The sequence below is a fragment of the Alteromonas algae genome, from assembly GCF_049117195.1.
Classification (GTDB): Bacteria; Pseudomonadota; Gammaproteobacteria; order Enterobacterales; family Alteromonadaceae; genus Alteromonas.
This window is the reverse complement of sequence record NZ_CP185260.1, coordinates 3,039,983-3,065,753: the sequence shown is the minus strand read 5'-3', so window position 1 is coordinate 3,065,753 and position 25,771 is coordinate 3,039,983. Positions and strand designations below refer to the sequence as shown.

Here is a 25,771-nt window from a genome sequence, read left to right as displayed (position 1 = left end):
GAATATAAGAAAACTGATAGGAAAATGCCTTTGTCGCGGGGGTGGAGAGCGACAAAGGCGGGGAAAATGGTGCGTCTTTGTATGATGATTACGCGCTTTATGCCGCCGCTGGTCGGCTTGAGCGTAGTGGTCGCGTTGGTCTTTTAGGCGTAGTTGGGTTGTGCGTAGGCAACTGTGCCATCTTCTGTTGCAAGCGACGATAAGGAATCAATTTATTCTCAATGCACTCACGAATGTCATCCACACTGTATCCCGATTTCACTTTTATACGCGCATGAGGAACGCCCGCGGCGTCTAAAGCCCCAGAAACAAACCAATCTTTTTGCGCTTTGTAGCCGTCTTTACCTTGGGTATGAACAAGGTCAATGGCCAACACAGGGCTCATATCTTGTTTATCAACAAGTACGAAATCAAGTTGTCGAGACGACGCCCTTGAAATCGCCTGACTGGCTGTTTTTTTATTGGTGGTTTGTCGTACCGACACCACATCGCTTAATTTTACGCGACAGATAATGCGAAACTCTCGACCCATTGCCTGTTCTATTAGGTTAAGAAACGTATGCTCGGCCGGTGTGAAAAGCTGGGCCTTTCGGCGAAACGGAAAAGCCACGCCACCGTCTGATAATTTAATGGCACCTAATGCCACTACGATAAGTAACATCATTAAAATAATTGCCAGTTCCATCGTAATCCTCACTCATCAAACAATATTGGGCGTCATAAAAATGACGTTTTCTTTGATACCTATTGGTACATCGAAGAAATTGCAAGGCAAGTGCCACTTTTTCAATACAAGGATAAAATAGTGTGGGGCCTGGTAACTATGCGTACTGGCAAGAGTTTTGATAAAAGGGCGAGGTAGCTAAACGAGCAAGCAGTGTTTTGCCCTGATTATGTAGGCGATATTATTCTGCTGGGTTTTTCATAACCAATATATCAACTTGAGCGCCCTTATTATCAGGCGATACGACAACACGGTACGTATTGTCTGCAGAAACAATCAGGACCCGTGAATTGATTGGAGTATGGACTTTGGCGTTAGGAATATTCTCTTGATAGTAGCGGATAGTGTCTTGTGTCGAGCTTGTCGTAAAATAAACCAAGCTGGCTGGCAACCCTTCATTAAAGGCCTGACATTGCGTCGCGTTTTCGGTTATTGCGACCTGATGAAAAGCGCTAGGGCATGATGAAATGGTAGGTGAAGATGATGTGCCTGAGGTGGCAGCAAGCGCATGCGCAACGAGTAGCCCCGAACAAGCAACTCCTGATGCCACCCGTTTCACTATGCGTTTTACTTTTTGGCCAGTACTAAAACGACTCGCTATCAGGTTGTTGCAATTCATCATTGGAGCCTCACCACATACTTTACCGGTTGATATTGTTTTAATCGTTGGGACATTTTGCGTATACAGTGATAGTAGATAGCTTTGCGCCACAGAGCAACTGAATATAGGTATGAATAGAAGGTGTCGAGTATACGGCAGACTGGCGGTAAGTGCTGAAAACAAAAAAGCTCGCTGACAATTATGCCGCGAGCTTCTTATAAGGTAACGCAAAGTATTGTTATGCGCCGATAAAGTCCATGATGCCTTCTGCGGCTTTACGACCTTCATCGATGGCAGTAACAACTAAATCACTTCCTCTCACCATGTCGCCACCTGCAAAAATCTGCGGGTTTGATGTTTGGTAAGCAAATTTGCCACCACGTGGGGCGCGCACACGACCTTTTTCATCAAGCATAATGCCAAACTCACCGAACCATGGTGATGGACTAGGCTGAAAGCCGAACGCGATAATAACCGCATCGGCTTCAAGAACGTGTTCAGAGCCCTCAATTTCAACCGGACGGCGACGGCCGTTAGCATCAGGAGGCCCCATTTCAGTTTTAATTAGTCTTACGCCACATGCATTACCGTTTTCATCAACAGCAATATCAATAGGCTGTAAGTTAAACTGAAACTCTACGCCTTCTTCTTTTGCGTTAACGACTTCACGGCGTGAGCCGGGCATACTTTCTTCATCACGACGATACGCACAGGTAACTTTTGTAGCACCTTGACGAATAGAAGTACGCACGCAGTCCATTGTGGTATCACCACCGCCCAGTACCACTACGCGCTTGCCTTTCATGTCGATATAGTCGGCTTCATCTTTTTCCAAGCCCATTACACGATTGGTGTTAGCGATCAGAAAAGGTAATGCTTCATGCACGCCGTGAACATGTTCGTTGTCGAACCCACCTTTCATCGACTTGTACGTTCCCATACCCAGGAACACCGCATCGTAGTCTTTAAGCAAGGCTTCAAACGCTATATCTTTGCCAATTTCAGTATTAAGAATAAACTCAACACCCATATCGGTGAAAATTTCACGGCGCAGCTTAATAACGTCTTTTTCAAGTTTGAAAGACGGGATACCGAATGTCAGCAAGCCGCCTATCTCTTCATACTTATCGTAAACAACGGGCTTAACGCCGTTACGTACAAGAATATCAGCGCACGCTAGACCGGCAGGGCCTGCGCCCACAATAGCCACTTTTTTGTCTGTCCAAACCACATCAGACATATCCGGGCGCCAACCCATCTTAAAAGCAGTATCGGTAATATATTTTTCAATGCTTCCGATAGTTACCGCACCAAAATCGTCATTTAGTGTACATGCGCCTTCGCATAATCGGTCTTGTGGACAAACACGCCCACAGACTTCAGGAAGGCTGTTAGTCTTGTGAGACAGCTCGGCTGCCTCTAATATTTTCCCCTCATTGGCCAGGCTAAGCCACTGAGGAATGTAGTTATGTACCGGACACTTCCACTCACAATAAGGGTTGCCGCAGTCCAGACAGCGATCTGCCTGGCCTTCGGTTTGTGATTGGGTAAGCGGTTGGTAAATTTCGCCGAATTCTTCTTTACGCACCATGATCGGCTTTTTCGGCGGATCGATACGTTCAACATCGACAAACTGGTATACGTTCTTTGCCATTAACTTAACTCCCCCTACTGCGCTTGAATACGTAATTCAGCGCTAGAACGGCTGATGTGACCAAGTAAATTCTTCACATCGCTGGTTTTTGGCTTAATAAGCTTAAAGCGTTTCAGCGTTGCGTTGAAATCGGTAAGTAGCGATAACGAATGTTCGCTGCCGGTTTCTTCGTAGTGCTGATTAATTAAGCCACGTAGGTGCTCGGCAAGGATTGCCTTATCTTCGATAGACATAATGTCTACCAACTCAGCATTAACGCGGTTATCAAGGTCGCTGTTGTCATCCATAAGATAAGCAAACCCACCGGTCATACCGGCACCGAAGTTCACGCCAACGGGACCAAGGACCGCAATGATACCACCTGTCATGTACTCACAGCCGTTATCACCAATACCTTCAACCACTGCTATCGCGCCAGAATTTCTGACACCAAAACGTTCGCCAGCGCGGCCTGCCGCAAGCAATTTACCGCCCGTTGCACCGTACAAACAGGTGTTACCCATAATGGCACTGTCATGCGCGTCGTACTCAATACCTCGAGGTGGGTGTATTACAAGCTTGCCGCCTGTCATTCCTTTACCCACATAGTCGTTTGCGTCGCCTGTAAGATGCATATGCAATCCGCCGGCATTCCAAACACCAAAGCTTTGGCCTGCCGTGCCGGTAAGGTCTACTCTGATCGGCGTGTCTTCGAAATCTTGATTACCGTGGTGCTTGGCAATTTCGCCAGACAATAGCGCACCGACAGAACGATCTGTATTTCGAATGTCATACTTCAACGAAATAGGCGTTGCTTCTGCCACCGCGTGCTGCGCATCTTTAAGCATTTGCGCATTAAGTTCGCCTTTATCAATTGGCTCATTCGTTGTTTGAGAACAGAACAAGCGAGTATGCTCACCCGCTTTAGGTTGCGCCAATAGCGGTGATAAATCTAAGCGATTTTGCTTTGCAGTAATGCCGTCTAATACTTTCAACAATTCAGTACGACCGACTAAATCATCAAACTTAGCGACACCAATCGACGCCATGATTTCACGTACTTCTTGCGCAATGAACTTAAAGTAGTTCATTACCATCTCTGGTAAACCAATAAAGTGATCATCACGAAGCTTTTGATCTTGGGTTGCAACACCGGTTGCACAGTTATTCAAGTGACAAATACGTAAGTATTTACACCCAAGCGCTACCATTGGCCCTGTTCCGAAACCAAAGCTTTCCGCACCTAAAATACCGGCTTTAACAACATCTAAACCAGTTTTTAAACCGCCATCGGTTTGCACACGCACTTTGTGGCGTAAGCCATTCTCAATAAGTGCTTGCTGCGTTTCTGATAATCCTAATTCAAATGGGCTTCCGGCATACTTAACCGACGTAAGCGGGCTTGCACCTGTGCCGCCGTCATAGCCAGAAATCGTAATTAGGTCGGCATACGCTTTCGCAACACCGGTCGCGATGGTGCCAACACCAGGCTCAGATACTAGTTTTACTGAGATAAGCGCCGATGGATTAACTTGTTTAAGGTCGAAAATAAGCTGAGCCAAGTCTTCGATAGAATAAATATCGTGGTGTGGCGGTGGAGAAATAAGCGTTACACCCGGCACAGAGAATCGAAGTTGTGCAATGTACTTATTGACCTTATCACCAGGAAGCTGACCACCTTCACCAGGTTTAGCACCCTGCGCGACTTTAATCTGTATCACGCTCGCATTAACCAAGTAGTGCGGCGTTACACCGAAGCGGCCGGAAGCAACCTGTTTGATTTTCGAGTTCTTTTCGGTGCCAAAACGTGACGGATGCTCGCCACCTTCACCAGAATTAGACTGACCACCTAAGCGGTTCATCGCGATAGCCAGTGCTTCGTGAGCTTCAGGGCTAAGTGCACCGATTGACATGGCCGCAGTATCGAAGCGCGGGAATAAATTTTCCGCAGATTCAACCTTGCTTATGTCAATGGCGTCGCAATCTGGGTTTAACGCAAGCAAATCTCTGATATGCGAAGGCGCACGTTCGTTAACCAATTTTGCATATTCTTGATAGTCGGAATAGTCACCACTGACCACGGCTTTTTGCAGCGTGGTTACCACATCAGGGTTATAAGCGTGATACTCACCATCGTGAACGTACTTTAATAAACCGCCATGCGAAAGCGGCTTACGCTTGAGCCACGCGATTCGGTTTAAGTTAATGTGGTCTTGATGGAAATCGTCAAAACCCGCACCTTGAATACGAGACGTTACGCCTTTAAAGCACAACTCCATCACTTCCCGGTTAACCCCAACGGCTTCAAACAATTTTGAGCTTCGGTAGCTAGCAACCGTGCTTATGCCCATTTTGGACATAATTTTATATAAGCCTTTGTTTATTCCCTTACGGTAATTCAACGTGGCCTGCATAGGTGAAATGTCGAGTTCACCTTTTTCACACAATTGCTCAATCGTTTCATAAGCAAGGAAAGGGTAGACCGCTGTTGCACCGAGCCCAATAAGCACGGCGAAGTGATGCGGGTCACGAGCGCTTGCGGTTTCAACAACCACGTTCGCGTCGCAACGCAAAGATTTCTCAACGAGACGACGTTGAACCGCACCTACGGCCATTGCTGCAGGAATGACTAAGCGGTTTTGCTTGATGTTCCTGTCTGACAATATAACAAAAGCAGCACGTTTGTTCTTAACAAGCATTTCTACTTCATTACAGACACGCTCTACCGCTTTTTTAAGGCCTTCTTGAGGCTTATATTGAAGCTCGACAACCTCTGAATAATAATTGTCGGGGTTGAATTCACGTAGCTGTTTTAAATCGGTGTACATGAGTATTGGCGAGTCGAACAATACACGGTCAGCGTAACCAGAAGTTTCACTAAATACGTTTTGTTCTCGGCCAATACAGGTCGCCAATGACATAACGTGATTTTCACGTAAGGGGTCAATAGGGGGGTTGGTCACTTGAGCAAACTGCTGACGGAAGTAGTCATAAATAGTGCGCTGACGTGAAGACATCACAGCCATAGGCGTATCATCGCCCATTGAGCCAACCGCTTCTTGTCCGTCTTTTGCTAGTACTTTTACAACTTGCTGTATCTCTTCGTAGCTGTAAGCGTGAAGCTTGTGATAAACCGCCATGGCGTCATCATCAAATACACGTTTTCCGATAAGCGATGCGTCAAGCTCTTCAATAGGCGTAAGATGACGGATGTGCTTGTCGAGCCACTCTTTATAGGGGTGGCGTGCTTTTAGATCATCGTCAATTTCGTTAGAGCGCCAAATTTTACCTGTGTACGTGTCAACCGCTAGCATTTCACCCGGCCCTACACGTCCTTTCTCGATAACATCGGTTTCGCTGTAGTCCCAAATACCCACTTCAGAGGCAAGGGTTATAAACCCGTTTTTGGTGATCACGTAACGCGCTGGGCGTAACCCATTTCTGTCTAGGTTACAGGCTACGTGGCGGCCGTTTGTTAATACAATACCAGCCGGGCCGTCCCATGGTTCCATATGCATCGAGTTAAACTCGTAGAATGAACGTAGGTCGTTATCCATGGTGTTGTTATTTTGATAGGCGGGTGGAACCAGTAAGCGCATTGCGCGGAACAAATCCATTCCGCCGGCTAAAAACAGCTCCAACATATTATCAAGAGACGAAGAATCAGAGCCTTCGGTGTTTACGAAAGGCGCCGCGTCTTTTAAATCGGGAATAAGCGGTGTAGAGAACTTGGCAGCACGCGCCATAGCCCAATCACGGTTACCCTTGATGGTATTAATTTCACCATTGTGCGCAAGGAAACGGAAAGGTTGAGCAAGCGGCCAACGAGGTAACGTATTAGTAGAAAAACGCTGATGGAAAACACAAATTGCGCTTTTCATACGCTCGTCAGCAAGGTCAAGGTAAAAGGCTGGAAGGTCTTTTGGCATGACCAACCCTTTGTAAATCGTTACCAAGCCTGATAAACACGCAACATAAAAGTCAGGGTCGGCCTCTAGACGTTTCTCTGCGCGACGTCGAATCATGTAAAGACGACGTTCGAGGTCGCGTTTACGCCACCCTGCAGGAGCATTAACAAATACTTGCTCTATTTGAGGCACGCCGGTTAACGCTAGTTCGCCCAGTACCGATGTATCAACGGGCACTTCTCGCCAGCCAACTACCGAAAGGGTTTCTTTCTCTAGCTCTTCGTTTAATACATCGCGTGCGGCTTTAGCCAGTTCAGGGTTCTGACTTAAGAAAATCATCCCTACGCCGTATTTTTTGCTGAGTTTCCAGCCATTTTCTTGGGCAATAGTATGAAAGAATGCATCGGGTTTTTGTAGCAGTAGGCCACATCCATCACCGGTTTTTCCGTCGGCTGCAATGCCGCCTCGATGCTGCATGCGATCAAGGCCATGAATTGCCGTTTCTACCAATTCGTGACTGGCTTCCCCTTGCGTGTGGGCGATCAAACCAAACCCACAGTTATCCCGGGAATCGTTGGGATTGTATAAACTCATCTCTTAACTCCTTCAACCTTTTGACTGGGCAAGGTATGTGTTGCGTGTAGATGCGCCTAGGTATTGCGTATCACAACATTGTTCAGACGTCTTTTATTGTCAGGCAGTATTACCCGATACAAGCGCCTTTCTTGTCGTTAATTATTATTAGAGGATTCCAGTCGTATTCCGCATTTTTATGCATTATTGCGTTGCGGGCCGTACAAAATACCCACATTGAAAAGTAAAATCAAACCCTAAAATACTTCATCGTCTAGTGAATTAGTATAACTGATATAAAGTTGCAATATATCAATGCTTTGCGCATGATTAAATTTGAAATGTAACAAAAATGTAAAGACCTAATGAATGACATTGTTCATTCACTTTCTAATTGATAATTCTTCTCAACTAGAAAATTTAATTGAATAAAAATTCACTCGTAGCACAGCGCCATTAATGAGGCATTAATTATGGATAGTGCGCGTCGCGAGATAAAAAGTGATAGCCCAAACAGACGTTAAAAGGCTAAATTTGGCTTTTGCTTGCGACGTCATTACGACTGAATAGCGGTATGTCAGCTATTACCACTCGTTGAACAGTTACCGAATGGACTTTTTCCTGATAGGATAACGGCAAATTATCCATTAAATAGCGCTTATGCATTCAGATTCTCCAAACGACTCTTGGGCCATTCGGTTCGCCCAGTTTGTGCAACGTTTCGGTACATTGAAACTGAGTATCCTCTTTGTGGTTCTCTCATTGGTGTTTACCTTAGGGGGGTCTTACGTTATCCGTGTGAGTATGGGCAGTCAGGTTGAGCCTGACGATTTTATTAGCGCCGTAGTGCTCACCATGCTCTCTGCTCCCTGGGTGTTGTACTTTTTCAGCGAACTCATAAAGCAGTTAGAGAATTCAAGAACGAACTTGAAAGATGTAGTGAGCCAACTAGAGCACCTTCGAGAAGAGGATGTGTTTCTTAACCGAGAGCTACAATCAAATATCAGACAGCTCAATCACGAAATTGAACAACGTAAGCAAGCACAAGAAGAACGAGAAGCCTTATTTAAAGATTTAGAAAATGAGATTCAAGATAAGTCGTTACAAGAAGCGCAGGCAAGGCGGTTGTCAACGTTATTGCGCTCTATTATTGACGCTTCACCAGACCTTATTTATTACCGAAATGAAGAAGGACGCTTTGCAGGTTGCAATCGCATTGCAGAACTAATGACCGGTAAAAGCGAGCAAGAGCTTTTAGGGTTAACACCACAAGATGTGTATGAAGAAGATTTGGCTCGCCAAATTGTTGCAAGCGACCATGAAGTATTGGAAACCAATGCAAGCATTACGGAAGAGTTGTGGCTTCGCTTTGCTGATGGGCGTCGACGCTACTTCGAAATGAAGCGCGTACCTTTCTTCGACAAAGAAGGTAATCGTCTTGGTTTGCTGTCTTTTGGACGTGATATGACCGAGCGCAAGCAGGCTGAAAATGCAGCCGCTAAAGCGAGTACAGACAAAACGCGATTTATAGCAACGATAAGTCACGAATTGCGTACACCGCTCAATGGCATCGTGGGGCTAAGCCGCATGCTACGCGACACCGAATTAAGCGAAGAACAGTTTAATTGGGTCAGTACGATTTATGCTAGTGCGATTACGTTGGGCAATATATTTAACGATATTATTGACCTTGATAAACTCGACAGGGACAAACTTGAACTGAGTTTGAAAACCATATCGCTTAAGGATTTCACCGAAGAACTAAGCAGTATCATTCGCCTGTTGGCTGGCGATAAACAGTTGGCGTTTAAAACCAGAATAAAAGATCCACTCCCGCGTTTGGTCGAAATTGACGGTACGCGATTGCGTCAAATTCTGTGGAACATACTTTTTAACGCCGTGAAGTTTACGCAAAAAGGGCACGTGAGCCTGTCTGTATCATCAACCAAGCCTGATGGTGACAAAGCATTCGTTACCTTTGTTATTGAAGATACTGGTGTTGGGATCCCCGAAAGTGAGATAGACAAAATCTTTGCGATGTATTATCAGGTCGATCATCCCGACCACCAGTCTGCTACAGGCACGGGTATCGGGCTCGCCATTTGTAAACAGATGGTCGACTTGATGAATGGAGAAATACACGTATCAAGTACGGTAGGAAAAGGCACTCGCTTTGAAATTATATTGCCGGTGAGCATTTCAAACCGTCCTATGCAGGTAGCGCAGCTTGAGGTGACGGGGTTAAATATTCTTCTTGTTGAAGATATTGAGCTTAACGTCATGGTGGCAAAAGCACTGCTTGAGAAGCTTGGCCAAAAAGTGGATGTTGCCATGACTGGGCAAGAGGCAATAGATAAAGCGCGTGAAACGCAATACGACCTTATTCTACTTGATATTCAACTGCCAGACATGACCGGCTTTGATGTGGCCAATACCTTGCACGAAGAAGACTTGGTTATGCAAACGCCTATCGTTGCGCTCACCGCGAACGTGATCAAAAAACGCGAAGAGTATCTGCAAAATGGGATGGACGACGTTATTGCCAAACCTATTAAGAAGTCTCGCGTTATTGAGGTGTTTAACGACTTGTTCCATGCGCCGCCAGCCCCACTGGAAATTGATGGTGAAGTTGAGCGACCAGAGCCAAACAAAACACTCAGTAACATTCTAGATATGGACTTGTTACAAATGTTGGTCGATACCATTGGTGACGATATGGTGCGAGCCAGCGTTAAGGTCTTTCAGGAGAAAATGCCGGAATATATGGAAATTCTCCAGCTTAGTTTGAGCGCAGATGAAAAATCAGAAGTCTGTTCACAGGCGCATAAAATTAAAGGTGCGGCAGGGTCTGTTGGCTTAGCAAGGGTGCAGCGCATAGCAAATCAAATACAACAGGGCGATCATCCTACATGGTGGGAGAATGTTCATGATTGGGTTGAAGAGCTTCAAATGGCGGTACTTTACGATATGTCGGCGCTGACAAACTGGTTAAATGAGCAACCTGTTGACGACTAACGGGCACAATGCCATGTAAAAAACGAGACGGGCAGCACGTTTGCTGCTCTCGTTTTTACTACATCTATATCGCGTTGATGTAATGAACAAAGTAGGGGTAAAGAATAATGACAGGGATATCGTCGTCTGCCACAACGACCTTTTCAAATGCGCAGCTCGACCCAGACAGTATGCCTGCCATGGCAGCGCTTAGGTTAACCGATGTTTCTCCACGTTATCGTATCGTCAATGTATCGTTGGCGTTATGCATTACCACACTGCTTATCGCGATTATCTGCACGCTGCGCTTCCAACCCTTTTTCGTATTGCCTGAACCTTTGCTCTTGGCATTTCCTTTTGTGCTTACGGGGATTATTACGTTAGGCGTTGTGTGGGTGGTTTACCATGTTCTGGCTGATGTACGTGTTAAGTACAGTGTGAGAGAGCAAGATTTAAACTTACAGTCTGGATTACTTTTTCAAACACTGGCTTGCCAACCCATTCTTCGCGTTCAGCATGTGGAAATAAAGCGCGGACCACTGGCGCGACTTGCAGGGCTCGCATCGTTACAAGTATTTTCAGCAGGCGGCGCGCTACATACATTCGAAATTCCGGGCCTGCCAGTAGAGACCGCACAGCAACTTCGACAGTTTGTACTCGATCATAAAGTGTTAAGTGCGAAGTAACGCTAGTGGATAATGAACACATCACCGGTAACGAGGCAGGTCGCAGCGAGTCAGTAGACACGGGAGCACAGTGGCAGCGTTTATCAGTCATCGCTATTTTGTATTTTACCTTTAGCAATCTTAAAAGCTTAGCTCAAGGTTTAATATACGTTGTGCCGGCGCTAGCCGTTACCGCCAATATTACTGATAATATTCATTCAAACGGCACATATATAGGTATCCTTGTGTTGATGCTCAGTACCTCGTTAAGTGGTGTTGTTAGCTTTTTCATGTACACGTTTCGCGTTCACAATGCTCATATAGAAATACATCACGGTGTCTTTTCGCGTCGTTTCACCAACCTCCCTTTTTGGCGCATTCAAAATGTCAAAATAGAGCACCCGTTTTACTATCGCCCGTTCGGTTATGCCTTGGTGGTGTTAGATACGGCTGGCAGTGCATCAGAAGAAGCCAATATAGTTGCTGTACCCAACAACTATGCACAGGCGCTGAAAAAACAAGTACTGGCGTTTAATGCCCAGAATACAGCACCACAACCTCAAGAAAATGAAGCCCAGGCGCCAGTAACGCAGGACAGTGACGAAACTGTACTCAACCGGCGGTCAATCACTGACCTTGTTATTCACGGGATTACGAATAACCGCGTGTGGATTTTACTGGGCGCCGCTGCGCCTTTTTACGATGATGTGTTTTCACGCATATCGGGGTGGCTTGCCTCAAAGGGGCTTCAGCTTAACCAACTTGTAGGCGAGCAAACCATTGCGTGGTGGCAATTTGGCTTATATGCATTGATTATTGTAATGATGCTTATGGCGGCTATTGCGCTAATAAGCGTCGGGGGGGCACTGTTTACGTTTTACGGCTATACCCTCTCAAAGCAAGATGACAGATACATCCGTCGAAGTGGGCTTTTAAACAAACAAGAAGTAAGCATGCGCGCTTCTCGAATACAAATGATTACGGCGAAACAAGATTGGTTAGATAAAGTCCTTAAACGAGTGAACCTTTATTTTGAACAAAATGTGTCTACGCAGCAGCACGGGCAAGAGCTGATGTCGCCGAATAAGCTCATTGTTCCGTCGGTTACTGAAACCGAAGCACTTGCGCTTGCCCAAGAGGTCATGCCAAACAGCTGCTATCAACGCCATGATTACATGACCATCAGTAAGCGCTTTATTTTACATTGGAGTGTTGTTGGTTTAGCCGTGCCATTTGGCCTCTTTTTTACCGTAGGCATCATTACTGCACATCTCGATATTGTTGCAATGAGCATTAGCGTGTGTTTATTACTTTTAGGCGTTATCGGGCTTCGGTGGTGGCGATGGGGCATTGCAACAGACGATAAGTATATCTATGTGCGTCGTGGAAGAGTGGGCATAGATTATCTGTGCTTTGAACCCTATAAGGTTCAGGAGCTTGTTATTCAACAAAGTATCTTTATGAAACGCAGAAAGTTGGCCAGTATTAAGTTTGTACTGGCTTCAGGCAGTGTAACGGTCCCTTTTTTACCCGAAGACTATGTGTTTTCTTTAGCTGATAAGGTGATGCACGATGTGGAGTCTACGCAGCGCTCTTGGATGTAAGTGAGGCAGGGCACAGTTACGTGCCTTTATGCCTTGTCACGTGTGATTATTTGGTTTTTTCCAGCATGCTTAGCATGGTATAGGCGCGCATCAGCAACTTCTAGTTGCGTTTCAAGGCAGGTATGCTTTTCTGCACATACGCCGATACTGCACGTCATGGTAAATTTATGTTGGGTAAATTGGGTGGTGCGTACCGCATCCATAAAGCCTGACAGCGCCGCTAAATATGTTTTAGGCGGTCTTATAGACACCACTGAAAATTCTTCGCCTCCGTATCGTACAACGAGGTCGTCAGGAAAATGCTCGCTCAGCAGTGCCGCAAACTCTTGAAGTAAAACGTCGCCCGTTTTGTGACCGAGTGTGTCGTTCACATTTTTAAAGTTATCCATGTCTATCATCGACGCGGTAACGTGGGCTTTTGGATGGCCTAGAGAGAAAATCTCTTCACCATACTCATACAAATATCGACGATTATAAACCTTGGTAAGCGCATCTAAATTAGCGGAATCTCTAATGGTTTGAATCATTTCCTGAGACTCGAGGTTTTGCATGATGCGGCAGTAAAATTCTTCGTGGTAAAAAGGCTTAGATAAAAAGTCGTTTGCGCCACTTTTTATAAACTTAGACGTTAATACGCTGTCGCCTGTCGCTGACAAGCCAATAAATATTAGGTCTTGTAAACGGCGTTCACGACGAATTGCTTTCACCAATTCGTAGCCATCCATATTCGGCATGCGATGGTCAGATATCACCATTTTGATATCTTTATGTTGCTCTAACGCCTTTAATGCTTCAAGTCCATCCCCTGACTCTAACACTTGAAACCGAAACTTTTTAAGCAGTGAACAAATATAGCTGCGGCTGGTTTTTGAATCTTCAACAACTAAAACTTTCGTGTCGACATTCTTTCTAAGCCTATCAATCAGTTTAGAGACCTGGATGTAAGAATAGCGAGACTCTTTGGTGATGTAATCTAATACGCCTTGATCGAGCAGTTGCGCGCGGGTGAATTCATCAAAATTGCCTGTTAATACAACAGTGGGAACGTTATAAGAGAGACTAAGTTCGACACTTTCACCGTTGGGGGCATCGGGTAAATTCAAATCAACGATAGCAGCAAGAAAGTCCTGTTCTTTTTCGAGCGTTTCTTTAGCTTCTGCCAGGCTTTCACATAATATACAGGTGAAGTGCGGGTTATCTTCAATGAGTTTATTAACGATTTTTCGAACCGTTAAACTGTCTTCTACTACCAAAACTTTATACATCGTTATCGCTCATTCGTGCTGTGATATGAAGCTTAACGAAAAAAGAGGCATCCTGCCTCCTTTCTCGTGTCAATGTAGACTGATGTATAATACTGAGCGTGGTTAATTGCCGGTTTGCGGAACTCTTACCCATCCTTCCATTAAGATTCTGGCACTGCGACTCATAATAGCCTGCTCAATTTGCCATTGCTCGTTATTACATGAGGCTTTTGCCCCAACGCGCAGGGTGCCAGACGGATGACCAAATGTTACCGCTTCACGCTCAACGCCACCGGCAGCAATGTTTACTAGCGTGCCGGGTATGGCTGCTGCTGCAGCGATGGCGACCGCGGCGGTTCCCATCATAGCGTGATGTAGCTTGCCCATTGACATGGCTCTTACCAAAACGTCGATATCATCCGCGTTTACGGTCTTACCACTTGATGATGTATACGCTTTGGCGGGGGCTACTATCGCCACTTTTGGTGTATGCTGGCGAACAGCTGCTTCACTGATGTCACTAATAAGCCCCATTTTTACAGCGCCGTAAGCTCTAATGGTTTCAAATTTTTCCAATGCTTCAGCATCGTTATTAATGTCGTCTTGTAGCTCGGTTCCTGCGTATCCGATATCGTTGGCATTAATAAATATAGTAGGAATACCTGCATTTATCATGGTTGCCTGAAGTGCGCCAACCCCTGGAACATTTAATTGTTCGCTTCGTTTTCCCGTCGGAAAAATAGCGCCTTCACCATCTGCGGGATCAACAAAAGCGACCTCGACTTCGGCGGCAGGGAACGTAACGCCGTCAAGCTCGAAGTCACCCGTTTCTTGCACTTCACCGTTGGTGATAGGCACGTTTGCGATTATCGTTTTACTGATGTTCGCTTGCCAGATAGTTACCGTAGCAATGCCATTCTCTGGAATACGGTCAGCGTCGACAAGATTATTATTAATCGCAAATGCGCCTACGGCTGCCGTCAGGTTTCCACAGTTTCCGCTCCAGTCTACAAAGGGCTTATCAATAGCGACTTGACCGAACAGGTAGTCAACATCATAACCTGGACGTTCGCTTTTACTAATGATGACGGTTTTACTTGTACTTGACGTTGCGCCGCCCATACCGTCGGTCTGCTTGCCGTAAGGATCTGGACTGCCAATGACACGAAGAAGTAGTGCATCTCTGTCTGGTCCCGGTACTTGTGCAGATGGCGGCAGATCAGTTAACGCGAAAAACACGCCTTTGCTGGTACCGCCGCGCATGTAAGTGGCGGGAACACGAATTTGCGGTGCATGTGCTGTCATGATGTGTCCTGTTGTTTTTTATTTCGTGAAGGTGAGACTATGACGCTCAAGGTTCAAAACAATAATCCTAACTGACCATAATATTATGGCCCGCTAGGTTTATGACGACTCACTTCTGAAAGGTTAGTGTGTTAGTGAACTTCAGACTCTAAAAAGTCTTTAGCAAAACGTTGAAGTACGCCGCCAGCACTATAGACAGACACTTCTTCAGCGGTATCTAATCGACAGGTAACGGGTACATCGATGTGTTCGCCGTTGGCACGGTTTATCGACAATGTGAGGGTAGCGCCAGGAGACGGCTCGCCTTTTACATCATACGTTTCAGTACCATCGAGACTTAACGTTTTGCGAGTGGTACCCGATTTAAATTCAAGCGGTAGTACCCCCATACCTATTAGGTTAGTTCGGTGAATACGCTCAAACCCTTCTGCAACAATCACCTCTACACCGGCCAAGCGTACGCCTTTCGCAGCCCAGTCACGTGATGAACCTTGACCGTAATCTGCGCCAGCAATAATGATTAGCGGTTGTCTGCGCGTCATGTAGGTTTCAATAGCTTCCCACATGCGTGTTACTTTACCTTCAGGTTCTACGCGAGCCAGTGACCCTTGTTTCACCTCGCCGTTTTCAACCACCATTTCGTTAAACACTTTTGGGTTCGCCAGTGTTGCGCGCTGCGCGGTTAAATGATCGCCACGGTGGGTTGCATAAGAATTGAAGTCTTCTTCGGGCAGCCCCATTTTCGCCAAGTATTCACCTGCCGCACTATCAGCCATAATAGCGTTTGACGGCGATAAATGGTCAGTCGTGATATTGTCACCCAAAATGGCTAACGGGCGCATGCCAGTCATGGTGCGTTCGGCATCCATAGCACCTTCCCAATAGGGAGGGCGACGAATATAAGTGGTCTGCTCGCGCCATTGGTAAAGTGGGTTAATGTCTTTACCGTAATTAACGCTTAAATCGAACATTGGCTCATACACTTTGCGAAAGTGCTCTGGCTTCACGCTGCTCGCGACGATGGCATCAATTTCTTCATCGGTTGGCCAGATATCTTTTAGCGTGACAGGGTTTCCGTCGTGGTCAGTACCTAATATATCTTTTTCAATATCAAATCTAACGGTACCAGCGATAGCATACGCCACGACTAATGGTGGAGACGCAAGAAATGCTTGTTTTGCGTATGGATGTATACGGCCGTCGAAGTTTCTATTGCCCGATAACACTGCGGTTGCGTAGAGGTCACGGTCAATGATCTCTTGTTGTATTTTAGGGTCAAGAGCACCACTCATGCCATTACAGGTAGTACATGCAAACGCGACAACACCAAAACCAAGCGATTCAAGTTCGGTCATTAAGTTTGCTTCTTCAAGGTATAACTTAACCGCTTTTGACCCTGGTGCTAATGAGCTCTTTACCCAAGGTTTACGCGTTAAACCGCGTGCGTTAGCATTTCTGGCAAGTAACCCTGCTGCAATCACATTTCGTGGGTTGGAGGTATTGGTACAGCTAGTGATAGCAGCAATAATAACCGCGCCATCAGGCATTTTCCCTTCTTCCTCTTCCCATTCACCTGCAATACCACGGCTTGCTAAATCGCTGGTAGACAAACGGGCATGAGGGTTCGATGGGCCTGCCATATTACGGCCTACCGACGAAAGATCGAAGGTTAAAACACGTTCATACTCTGCAGTTTTAAGGTCATCGGCCCACAATCCAGTGTGCTTGGCATATTGTTCAACTAATGCAATTTGCTTTTCTTCACGGCCTGTTAAGCGCAAGTAATCGATGGTTTGCTGATCGATATAGAACATGGCTGCTGTGGCACCATACTCTGGTGTCATGTTAGAGATAGTCGCTCTGTCACCCAACGTCAGGTGAGATGCGCCTTCACCATAGAATTCGAGGTAGGTCGATACTACACGCTCTTTGCGTAAGAACTCAGTAAGTGCTAATACGATATCGGTGGCAGTAATGCCTGGTTGAGGTTTGCCCGTGAGCTCAACGCCGACAATATCAGGAAGACGCATATAAGATGCTCTGCCTAACATTACGCTCTCTGCTTCAAGCCCACCTACACCAATAGCGATAACCCCTAATGCGTCAACATGCGGCGTGTGGCTATCCGTTCCGACAAGTGTGTCTGGAAACGCGACGCCGTCACGTGCTTGTACAACGGGTGACATGCGTTCTAGGTTAATTTGATGCATGATGCCGTTGCCCGGAGGTATAACATCTACGTTTTTAAATGCTGTCTTCGTCCAATTGATGAAATGAAAACGGTCGTCGTTACGTCTGTCTTCGATGGCGCGATTTTTCTCAAATGCGTCTTCTTCAAACCCTGCATGCTCAACGGCAAGAGAGTGGTCGACGATAAGCTGAGTGGGGACAACGGGATTGACCTTTGACGGGTCGCCACCTTTCGCAGCAATAGCATCACGTAGACCGGCTAAATCGACCAGCGCGGTTTGCCCTAGTATATCGTGGCACACGACGCGGGCAGGAAACCATGGAAAATCTACATCGCGTTTACGATAAATTAGCTGTTCTAGTGATTCCTTCAATGCGTCGGGAGAACACTTTCGTACGAGGTTCTCAGCGAATACACGGGAAACGTAGGGCAGCTTATCATAAGCCCCTGGCTCAATATCATTCACCGCTTCGCGAGTATCAAAAAAGTCGATACCCGCGTTAGGAAGCGGTTTACGGTAATCAATATTCATTGTAATAACCTCTATGCGCGCTCACCAATAGATGGAACTGGACGAATGTCTTCACCCGTATACTCTGCAGATGGACGAATAATACGGTTATCAGCGCGTTGCTCCATTACGTGTGCAGCCCAGCCTGTTAAGCGAGACATGACAAAAATTGGCGTGAACAACGGCGTAGGAATGCCCATAAAGTTGTAAGCAGAGGCGTGGAAAAAATCAGCATTACAAAACAGCTTTTTCTCGCGCCACATTACTTCTTCACAGCGAACTGAAACAGGGTAAAGGACCTTATCACCCACATCTGCAGCCAGTTTTTCTGACCATTGTTTGATAATTTCGTTACGCGGGTCAGAATCGGCGTAGATAGCATGGCCAAAGCCCATGATCTTTTCTTTACGCGCAAGCATGCCCATCATTTTTTCTTCAGCGTCATCGGCAGACGTAAAACCTTCAATCATTTCCATTGCCGCTTCATTTGCACCGCCGTGAAGCGGGCCGCGAAGTGAACCGATAGCGCCTGTAACACACGAATGCATATCAGAAAGCGTTGATGCACATACACGTGCAGTAAACGTTGATGCGTTAAATTCGTGCTCTGCATATAAAATTAATGAGACGTGCATAACCTGTTCGTGCAACTCCCTAGGCTTCTCTCCATGAAGCATATGTAAGAAGTGCCCACCAATTGAATCGTCATCGGTCTCTACGTCGATACGAATACCGTCATGTGTAAATCGGTACCAATAACAAATGATGCTCGGGAAGCACGCTAGCATGCGATCGGTCGCGTCTTGCTGCTGTTCGAAGCTTTCTTCCATTTCAAGGTTGCCTAGCATAGAGCAGCCGGTGCGCAGAACGTCCATTGGGTGTGCATTTTTAGGAATGCGCTCAAGAGCCTCTTTCAACGCATCAGGGAGACCACGCATACCGCGAAGTTTAGTTTTATAACCATTAAGTTCAGACTGGTTTGGTAGCTTGCCTTTAAGAATAAGGTACGCTACTTCTTCAAACTGACAGTGCTGCGCTAAGTCTTTCACGTCATAGCCACGATAGGTTAAACCAGAGCCTGATTTACCCACGGTTGATAATGCTGTTTTACCTGCAACTTGGCCGCGTAAACCCGCGCCACTTAACTGTTTAGCCATCTTGTTGTCTCCGGTCTTATAAAATTTGTAAGGTATTTTGAATACTATTTTCTAATTAAAAGCTGATAAAACGACAGCGTCGTCTCGGTGCTAATGGGGGCTTGCCCCCATTTTTCACCGTGGTGTCTGTCTTTGTTAGTTTTTACCTTCAGCGAATAGGGCATCTAGTTTCTGCTCGTAGTCGTGATAGCCCAGGTAGTCATAAAGATCCATGCGGGTTTGCATGGTGTCGACAACGGCTTTTTGGTCGCCGTTTTCAAGTATAGATTTGTACACCATCTCTGCTGCTTTATTCATGGCTCTAAATGCACTTAGTGGGTAAAGCACCATGTCTGCGCCCCATTCGCCAAGTTCTTCTTTGTTCCATAGCTCGGTTTTGCCAAATTCGGTGATGTTGGCAAGGATGGGAACATCTAACGCTTCTGCAAACGCACGATAGTGCGCTTCCGTTTGTACTGCTTCTGCGAAAATACCGTCTGCACCTGCAGCAACATAAGCCTTAGCGCGTTCAATAGCGCTCTCTAAGCCTTCTTGGGCAAAGGCATCAGTACGCGCCATAATGAAAAAATCTGGGTCGGTTCTGGCATCTACGGCTGCTTTAATGCGGTCGACCATTTCAGCTGTACTTACAATTTCTTTGTTAGGGCGATGACCACAGCGTTTTTGTGCAACTTGGTCTTCCATGTGCACTGCCGCTGCCCCCGCTTTTTCCATATCACGAATGGTCTTGGCGATGTTAAATGCACCGCCCCATCCTGTATCAATATCTACCATAAGCGGAAGGTCGCATGCACTGGTAATGCGCTGTACGTCTGCAATCACATCGTTTAGCGAAGTCATACCTAAATCAGGTAGGCCGTAAGAGGCATTTGCGACACCACCGCCAGATAGATAAATCGCGTGGTGACCGATGGCCTTTGCCATCATGGCGGTGTACGCATTGATAGTGCCGACAATTTGTAAAGGCTTGTTGTTCGCTAATGCGGTTCTGAATTTCTTTCCTGCACTCATGATAATCACTCGCTTATTTGAAAGTAGGGTAGAGGTGAATGGGATACAAAGAAGCGGCTTTGATGTTATTCATGATCCAGCTTCTTCTCGATATTATTTTTTGAATAAAGAATATGGCGGCGCATTAGCATCTCAGCGAGTTCTTCGTCTCTGTTTGAGATGGCATTTACAATGTGGCGATGCTCCTCAAAAGCCGTGCTTACGCGCGGCCCAGCCATGCCTAGTTGCACACGGTACATGCGCACTAAGTGATATAGCCCGTCAATAAGTACACTGATGAGGTGGTCATTTTTGCTGCCTGTGACAATGCGATAATGAAAATCGACGTCCCCCGCTTCTTGGTAGTAATTCTCTTCGCCTTTTACTTTGTTAAAGTGACTGTCTAGCAATTGCTGCATGGCCGCTATTTCTTCATCGGTCATATTTCTAGCTGCAAGGCGAGCAGCCATGCCTTCAAGTGCTTCGCGCACTTGATAAAGTTGTACCAATCCTTGTGTCGATAAGGCGACTACACGCGCGCCGACATTCGCTTTTCGTTCGACTAAATGGCAGGTCGCTAACCGGTTTATGGCCTCTCTGATAACCGCGCGACTGACCTCATACTTTGTCGACAATTCGGTTTCACTGAGTTTGCTACCTGCGGCGATGATGCCCTCGACAATATCCTTCCTTAATTGGAAGAACGTTCGGTCGGCATTGGTTACTGCATTTTCGTCTGATAATGGCAAAGCTATTGTCTTCATTCTTTATTAGTGTCGACAATATAGGCTTAAAGTGACTATTTGTAAATAAAATGGCGTTATATTGTCGACATTTTGGGGTGGGGTGGGTTTGATACAGTGAAAATAGCATTTCAAGAGCATGACGTTTTGCAAGTAAGTGGCCTAACTAAAAAAGTGACGTAAACGAAAGTCTCGTAAAACTCACTTATAGTAGCAATGGCTAATATATAACCACTTAGTCAGCTTTTTTTCGTAAAAGGCTAATATTACTATGCATTTTGTTTAAACGTCAGTATCATATCGTTCCAGTCTTCAGGCCTAAATTCAAGAGGTGATGAGCGAAGGCTGGAACATGAAGTGCCATGACTCTGAGTGAATTATTCTTTTTCGCGCTCTGGCATTGTGACAGCCCACGTTACGACCATCTTTGCTTGATTTTAGCTTTTGTAAAAAGCTCCATAGAGAGTTTTGAAGCGACATAGAAACTAATATACCCAACACTCACGCAAAGGGGTTTTTACCATGATATCCAATACTGATGTGTCTAAGACACTTGCCAGTAAACTTACGCCTGTCGCTCTTGCAGTGGCGTTAACTGTTCCTTCTATTGCACTAGCACAAGAAGCTGATGAGTCAGTAGCAGAACAAGAGCAAAAGTTCGAAGCAATTACCGTTACCGCCACCAAACGTCCACAAGTTATCTATGAAGTGCCAATCGCACTGAGTGCTTTTGATGGCGATAAACTCGCAGAACAAGGTATTACCGACTTAACTGACGTTGGCAAGTTTGTACCGAACCTAAACGTTACTGGTTTCTCGGCGGGCCATACGTCTTCAGTAAACCCTTTTATTCGTGGTATTGGGCTTCAAGATCACCTTATTACTACTGATCCAGGTGTGAGTGTTTACGTTGATGGTGTTTATTTAGGGCGCCAAGTTGGCCAAAACTGGAGCTTAAATAACATTAAGCGTATTGAAGTGCTTCGTGGCCCACAGGGCACACTTTACGGACGCAACTCAATTGGCGGTGCCATTAACATTATCACCAAAGAACCCGATCAAGGTGACGTTACCAAGATTAATACGGAGTTTGGTACGCGCGGTCGCGTTAAGGCTGATCTTTTCGTAAACCACGGATTGTCAGACACGCTAGCGTTCAATATGAATCTCGCGTTTAATAAGCGCGACGGGTTAGGTGAATTTATTAATGTCCCTAACGCTGAGTATGACGTGGGCGAAACGGAAGATATCTCAGGTCGTATTTCCGTCAAGTGGGAGCCTTCAAATGACTTCCGTATGGTGCTAACCGCCGATGCAAACAACGGTGATGGTGGTCTTCGCCCTTACACCGTGCTTATTGATGAAGTTGGTTCTGCGCGTTACTTCGGCGGTGGCAACGGTCTTGGCGTTGAATTACGCAATACTGACGTTACCCCAGAAGGATTTGATAGATACGATAATGCAACTGGCACAGAAGCGGTAACGAGTGTGTCAAATGAAGCGCGTGGACTTTCATTAACGGCCGAATGGGATGTGAATGAAGACTACACGGCGAAAGTTGTCGCCAGTCAACGTAGCTCTGAATATAAAGCGGGTCTTGACGATGACGGGACGGTATTCTCACTCGACCAATTCCCTGAGCGCGGTGAAGCGGATCAAACCTCGGTAGAGTTACAACTTAACGGCTACATCAATGAATACACTGACTTCGTTGCAGGCTTGTATTACTTCAACGAAGAAGGTAGCAACCGCCAAGGCGACGATTCAAACTTTGATGGTGGCCCTAACTTACTTGAATTAGACCAAGAAACCACATCGAAAGCGGCTTATGTCAATGTTCGTCACGATGTTACTGATGCGCTAACCGTATCAGGTGGCTTACGTTATACGGAAGATGAGAAAGACGCATCAGCAAATGTATTCTCAGCATTAGGTACCATTTTCGACTCAAATGATTGGGACGAGCTAACATGGGAACTTGCCACCAATTACACGTTTGAAAACGGTATGACAGGGTATGCAACTATTCAATCTGGTTATCAGTCGGGTCAATATCCTGCGCGTCCATATTGCTTAATTGGCCAATTCTTTGGTGCGGGTGGTTTCGGTGATATTCCTGCTGCACAAGCTGCTGTTCGTGCAAATAACTGTTTCACTGCATCGGACAACATTACCGCAACCAACTATGAAGTGGGTATCAAAGGCCGCGTTAATGAATACGTTGACGTGAGCGTAGCAGTATTTAATACCGAGTTTGAAGACTTGCCTTATCAGGTAAGCCGCGTAAGCGAAGGCGGTTTTGATACAGCAAACCTTGTGGTAGAGCAAACATCGCGCGGTATTGAGCTTGATACCACGCTTAACTACGGCAACTTTAGCATGATGACCAGCATTGGTTATATGGATGTTGATGTAGAAGAGCAAGACGGCTTTAACCCTGTTGCTCCGCTTACCCCAGACCTGACGTTTGCTATTGGGCCACAATACACGTTTGAGCTGGACGGTGGCGATTCAATTCGTGTACGTGCAGACTACTCGTACCGTTCAGAAATGTACGGAGAGCCTACCGCTGCGCCAGAGCGAATGACAGAGTTAGACAGCCGCGAGTTAGTTAACTTTGATATTGCGTACACGCCAGCAAACGATGCCTATACCGTTGCATTGTATGGTCGCAACATTTTTGACGAGCGTTATGACAACGCACGATTAAATACGGGTGATTATATCCTTCAAATTCTAAGCAATGATGCGAGCGAGTTTGGCGTAAGATTCTCAACAGAGTTCTAATCGAGTCTGCTGCGAAAATAGTATGAAAAGCCGGTCAATTGACCGGCTTTTTTATTTATCTGTAGATAGGTTTATAGCCAGCCTTTTTGCTGTGCAATACGGGCTGCATCAACGCGATTTGTGGCATCGAGCTTAGCAATGGCTTCAGACAAATAATTGCGTACGGTACCCTCTGATAGGAAAAGGGCGGTGGCGATGTCATAGGTCTTTACGCCTTCACTGGCGAGTTTGAGCGCAGCGCATTCTTTGTCTGTCAGTGGGTTGTTATCATCAAGTGCCATCAATGCTAATTCTGGGGCAATGATTCGTTCACCCGAATGCACGTTATAAATAGCATTTAGTAAGTAATCACTGTCAGCTTCTTTTAACACAAAGCCCTTTGCGCCTAGTGTTAACGCTCGTTTGACGTAACCGGTTTTCGCGAACGTGGTCATAAATATAAGTTTACTGGGACAGCGCTGTTCTTTCATTGCTGTGCCTAATGCCAATCCCGACATCAGCGGCATTTCAATATCACTCAATACAATATCGGGTGCATCATGACTGGCTAAGTAGGCAACGGCTTCTTCACCATTGCTACATTTCCCGACAATGTTAATGTCGTCTTCTAACGCAAGTAGCGACGCGATAGCATCTCTTATCAATGACTGATCTTCGACAACAAGTATATTAATTGTTTTCATAGCACTGTTATATTATCCAAATAGGGGAAGGTGAAGCATCAAGCCCGAACGCTCACCCCAGCTGAAAGTGACCTCCGCACCGATGAGTGTTGCGCGTTCTTTAATACCGGCTAAACCATTCCCTTCGACAGGCTTAGTAGTCTTCCCGTCATCAAATATGCCCATAATAAGTGTGTTATTACGCTGGCTGAGTGAGACCGTAACGTGGGTGCCATCGCTATGCCTCAATATGTTGGTGACCGCTTCTCGGGCAATAAGCGCTAGTTGCGTTTCCTGTGTGGGGACCACCGTACTAAGCAGGTCAGCGTCTAATGCTGACGTCACTCTCTTACCATTATCACTGAGCTTTTTTATCAGGCTAGTAAGCTCTTGTTCCAGAGGGCGCTGCTTTATTCCCGAGATAGCTTCACGTATTTCGCTGAGCAACTGAGAAGATAGCGCGGCCAAGTCTTTGACTTCTTGCTTTGCCTGGGCATAGCGCTGCTTTTCTAAAAGCTTTTCAGCAAGCTGTGCCTTAATAGATATACTGCTCAATGCGTGCCCTGCAACATCGTGTAGGTCGCGTCCAATGCGTTCTCGTTCTGCAATAGTGGTAAGCGTTTCGATAGCCGCCGCTTGTTCATCACGCTTCATTTGGTGAAGGGTTTCTTTACGCTCCATAACACCGTAGACGAATAACACCAGACTATTTAGCGCAGAGGCGAGGATGAAAAAGCCTTGCCCTTGCGCCCCCCAAACCTGAATAGCCATAAGAGACGATACTATGAGGCCAACAAAGGCTGCCCCCTGTTTTATCGAATAGTAGTACCCAACAATGAATGCTAAAAACCCAAAAATTATTGCGCCACCGGGGTTGAAAACACTTATCACATAGCCAAGCACTGAGAGGCTTACAATGTATACAGGTAGTGTCTTCATACTTTGATGAAGCGTGGCAACGTATAACACAATGAAGGCTACATACCCGCCAAGCATCAGTAGGACCGTAATAGTGTCGGGCGTCTTAGTAAAAAATAAAGGCACGAAGTAAAACAGCGAAAAAAACAGAGAGCCATAAGACCATTTTTTCTTACGACCCTGTGAAAGTAGAGGTAGCCTAGGTGCAGTTTGCATTAGCGCATTTCTTCCTTACTGAAATACAACGGCAGATTTACTGGTAATGATGATCGTACCGGACACAATAAGCATAATACCGACTATGGCATACATGTCGAAAGTTTGTTTCCAAAAAACCACAGAGGCTGCTGTGATAAGTGCGATGCCCATTCCTGACCAAATGGCATAGGCTACGCCAACTCCCATATTTTTGAGCACGGCGGCAAATATAATGCCCGACAAGCTGTAAAAGAAGATAGAAGCCGAACCGTACTCCCATTTTTCCCAACCGTTCGATGCTTTTAGCAATAACGTCGCTGTTACTTCGGTAACAATAGCAAGTGCAAGAAGTAAATATGTCAT

17 protein-coding genes are annotated in these 25,771 nt (G+C 46.0%); 4 read left to right on the top strand and 13 right to left on the bottom strand.

Features of this window, described 5'->3' with window-relative positions:
* Window positions 1-97 precede the first annotated feature (97 nt).
* The 4 genes from ACOJRU_RS13700 to gltB all read right to left on the bottom strand — a co-directional run bounded on the left by ACOJRU_RS13700 (window position 98) and on the right by gltB (window position 7,460).
* Entirely contained in the window at window positions 98-685 is a 588-nt protein-coding gene (locus ACOJRU_RS13700; RefSeq protein WP_421132297.1) for a DUF2726 domain-containing protein, read from the bottom strand.
* A gap of 220 nt (window positions 686-905) precedes the next feature.
* Window positions 906-1,346, bottom strand: a complete 441-nt coding sequence (locus tag ACOJRU_RS13695; protein WP_421132296.1) for a hypothetical protein — start codon at window positions 1,344-1,346, stop codon at window positions 906-908.
* A gap of 217 nt (window positions 1,347-1,563) precedes the next feature.
* On the bottom strand, window positions 1,564-2,979 hold the full coding sequence (locus ACOJRU_RS13690) for an FAD-dependent oxidoreductase (protein WP_421132295.1): 1,416 nt from the start codon (window positions 2,977-2,979) through the stop codon (window positions 1,564-1,566).
* Window positions 2,980-2,993: 14 nt separating this feature from the next.
* Complete coding sequence (gene gltB, locus ACOJRU_RS13685) at window positions 2,994-7,460, bottom strand: glutamate synthase large subunit (protein ID WP_421132294.1); 4,467 nt, start codon at window positions 7,458-7,460, stop codon at window positions 2,994-2,996.
* Between the two features lie 639 nt (window positions 7,461-8,099).
* Here gltB and arcB point away from each other — a divergent pair.
* The 3 genes from arcB (at window position 8,100) to ACOJRU_RS13670 (ending at window position 12,702) form a co-directional block, all read left to right on the top strand.
* Window positions 8,100-10,454, top strand: coding sequence for an aerobic respiration two-component sensor histidine kinase ArcB (arcB, locus tag ACOJRU_RS13680; RefSeq protein WP_421132293.1), 2,355 nt, complete (start codon window positions 8,100-8,102; stop codon window positions 10,452-10,454).
* A gap of 107 nt (window positions 10,455-10,561) precedes the next feature.
* Entirely contained in the window at window positions 10,562-11,119 is a 558-nt protein-coding gene (locus ACOJRU_RS13675) for a PH domain-containing protein (RefSeq protein ID WP_421132292.1), read from the top strand.
* Between the two features lie 5 nt (window positions 11,120-11,124).
* Entirely contained in the window at window positions 11,125-12,702 is a 1,578-nt protein-coding gene (locus ACOJRU_RS13670) for a PH domain-containing protein (RefSeq protein WP_421132291.1), read from the top strand.
* A 26-nt stretch (window positions 12,703-12,728) separates the two neighbouring features.
* On the opposite strand, the gene ACOJRU_RS13665 is transcribed toward ACOJRU_RS13670, so the two are convergent.
* From ACOJRU_RS13665 to ACOJRU_RS13640, 6 genes are all read right to left on the bottom strand, one after another.
* On the bottom strand, window positions 12,729-13,967 hold the full coding sequence (locus tag ACOJRU_RS13665; protein ID WP_421132290.1) for a response regulator: 1,239 nt from the start codon (window positions 13,965-13,967) through the stop codon (window positions 12,729-12,731).
* A gap of 102 nt (window positions 13,968-14,069) precedes the next feature.
* Window positions 14,070-15,251, bottom strand: coding sequence for a 2-methylaconitate cis-trans isomerase PrpF (prpF, locus tag ACOJRU_RS13660; protein ID WP_421132289.1), 1,182 nt, complete (start codon window positions 15,249-15,251; stop codon window positions 14,070-14,072).
* 131 nt (window positions 15,252-15,382) lie between these two features.
* Window positions 15,383-17,974, bottom strand: coding sequence for a Fe/S-dependent 2-methylisocitrate dehydratase AcnD (acnD, locus tag ACOJRU_RS13655; RefSeq protein ID WP_421132288.1), 2,592 nt, complete (start codon window positions 17,972-17,974; stop codon window positions 15,383-15,385).
* Between the two features lie 11 nt (window positions 17,975-17,985).
* Window positions 17,986-19,110, bottom strand: a complete 1,125-nt coding sequence (gene prpC, locus ACOJRU_RS13650; protein ID WP_421132287.1) for a bifunctional 2-methylcitrate synthase/citrate synthase — start codon at window positions 19,108-19,110, stop codon at window positions 17,986-17,988.
* Window positions 19,111-19,245: 135 nt separating this feature from the next.
* Complete coding sequence (gene prpB / locus ACOJRU_RS13645; RefSeq protein WP_421132286.1) at window positions 19,246-20,121, bottom strand: methylisocitrate lyase; 876 nt, start codon at window positions 20,119-20,121, stop codon at window positions 19,246-19,248.
* A gap of 65 nt (window positions 20,122-20,186) precedes the next feature.
* Window positions 20,187-20,864: a GntR family transcriptional regulator gene (locus ACOJRU_RS13640; RefSeq protein WP_421132285.1), complete on the bottom strand. Its 678-nt coding sequence runs from the start codon at window positions 20,862-20,864 to the stop codon at window positions 20,187-20,189.
* 501 nt (window positions 20,865-21,365) lie between these two features.
* On the opposite strand from ACOJRU_RS13640, the gene ACOJRU_RS13635 reads away from it, so the two are divergent.
* Window positions 21,366-23,630, top strand: a complete 2,265-nt coding sequence (locus tag ACOJRU_RS13635; RefSeq protein ID WP_421132284.1) for a TonB-dependent receptor — start codon at window positions 21,366-21,368, stop codon at window positions 23,628-23,630.
* A gap of 71 nt (window positions 23,631-23,701) precedes the next feature.
* On the opposite strand, the gene ACOJRU_RS13630 is transcribed toward ACOJRU_RS13635, so the two are convergent.
* The 3 genes from ACOJRU_RS13630 to ACOJRU_RS13620 are packed head-to-tail and all read right to left on the bottom strand — an operon-like array spanning window position 23,702 to window position 25,771.
* On the bottom strand, window positions 23,702-24,313 hold the full coding sequence (locus ACOJRU_RS13630; protein WP_421132283.1) for a response regulator transcription factor: 612 nt from the start codon (window positions 24,311-24,313) through the stop codon (window positions 23,702-23,704).
* A 12-nt stretch (window positions 24,314-24,325) separates the two neighbouring features.
* Window positions 24,326-25,426: a sensor histidine kinase gene (locus ACOJRU_RS13625; protein ID WP_421132282.1), complete on the bottom strand. Its 1,101-nt coding sequence runs from the start codon at window positions 25,424-25,426 to the stop codon at window positions 24,326-24,328.
* A 15-nt stretch (window positions 25,427-25,441) separates the two neighbouring features.
* Window positions 25,442-25,771 carry a DMT family transporter gene (locus tag ACOJRU_RS13620; RefSeq protein WP_421132281.1) on the bottom strand — a complete coding sequence of 110 codons (330 nt, stop codon included), beginning with the start codon at window positions 25,769-25,771 and terminating at the stop codon, window positions 25,442-25,444.

Coding starts and splice junctions, on each gene's coding strand:
- ACOJRU_RS13700 (WP_421132297.1), bottom strand. CDS start 685: ATGGAACTGGCAATTATTTTAATGATGTTACTTATCGTAGTGGCATTA.
- ACOJRU_RS13695 (WP_421132296.1), bottom strand. CDS start 1,346: ATGATGAATTGCAACAACCTGATAGCGAGTCGTTTTAGTACTGGCCAA.
- ACOJRU_RS13690 (WP_421132295.1), bottom strand. CDS start 2,979: ATGGCAAAGAACGTATACCAGTTTGTCGATGTTGAACGTATCGATCCG.
- gltB (WP_421132294.1), bottom strand. CDS start 7,460: ATGAGTTTATACAATCCCAACGATTCCCGGGATAACTGTGGGTTTGGT.
- arcB (WP_421132293.1), top strand. CDS start 8,100: ATGCATTCAGATTCTCCAAACGACTCTTGGGCCATTCGGTTCGCCCAG.
- ACOJRU_RS13675 (WP_421132292.1), top strand. CDS start 10,562: ATGACAGGGATATCGTCGTCTGCCACAACGACCTTTTCAAATGCGCAG.
- ACOJRU_RS13665 (WP_421132290.1), bottom strand. CDS start 13,967: ATGTATAAAGTTTTGGTAGTAGAAGACAGTTTAACGGTTCGAAAAATC.
- prpF (WP_421132289.1), bottom strand. CDS start 15,251: ATGACAGCACATGCACCGCAAATTCGTGTTCCCGCCACTTACATGCGC.
- acnD (WP_421132288.1), bottom strand. CDS start 17,974: ATGAATATTGATTACCGTAAACCGCTTCCTAACGCGGGTATCGACTTT.
- prpC (WP_421132287.1), bottom strand. CDS start 19,110: ATGGCTAAACAGTTAAGTGGCGCGGGTTTACGCGGCCAAGTTGCAGGT.
- prpB (WP_421132286.1), bottom strand. CDS start 20,121: ATGAGTGCAGGAAAGAAATTCAGAACCGCATTAGCGAACAACAAGCCT.
- ACOJRU_RS13640 (WP_421132285.1), bottom strand. CDS start 20,864: ATGAAGACAATAGCTTTGCCATTATCAGACGAAAATGCAGTAACCAAT.
- ACOJRU_RS13635 (WP_421132284.1), top strand. CDS start 21,366: ATGATATCCAATACTGATGTGTCTAAGACACTTGCCAGTAAACTTACG.
- ACOJRU_RS13630 (WP_421132283.1), bottom strand. CDS start 24,313: ATGAAAACAATTAATATACTTGTTGTCGAAGATCAGTCATTGATAAGA.
- ACOJRU_RS13625 (WP_421132282.1), bottom strand. CDS start 25,426: ATGCAAACTGCACCTAGGCTACCTCTACTTTCACAGGGTCGTAAGAAA.
- ACOJRU_RS13620 (WP_421132281.1), bottom strand. CDS start 25,771: ATGACATATTTACTTCTTGCACTTGCTATTGTTACCGAAGTAACAGCG.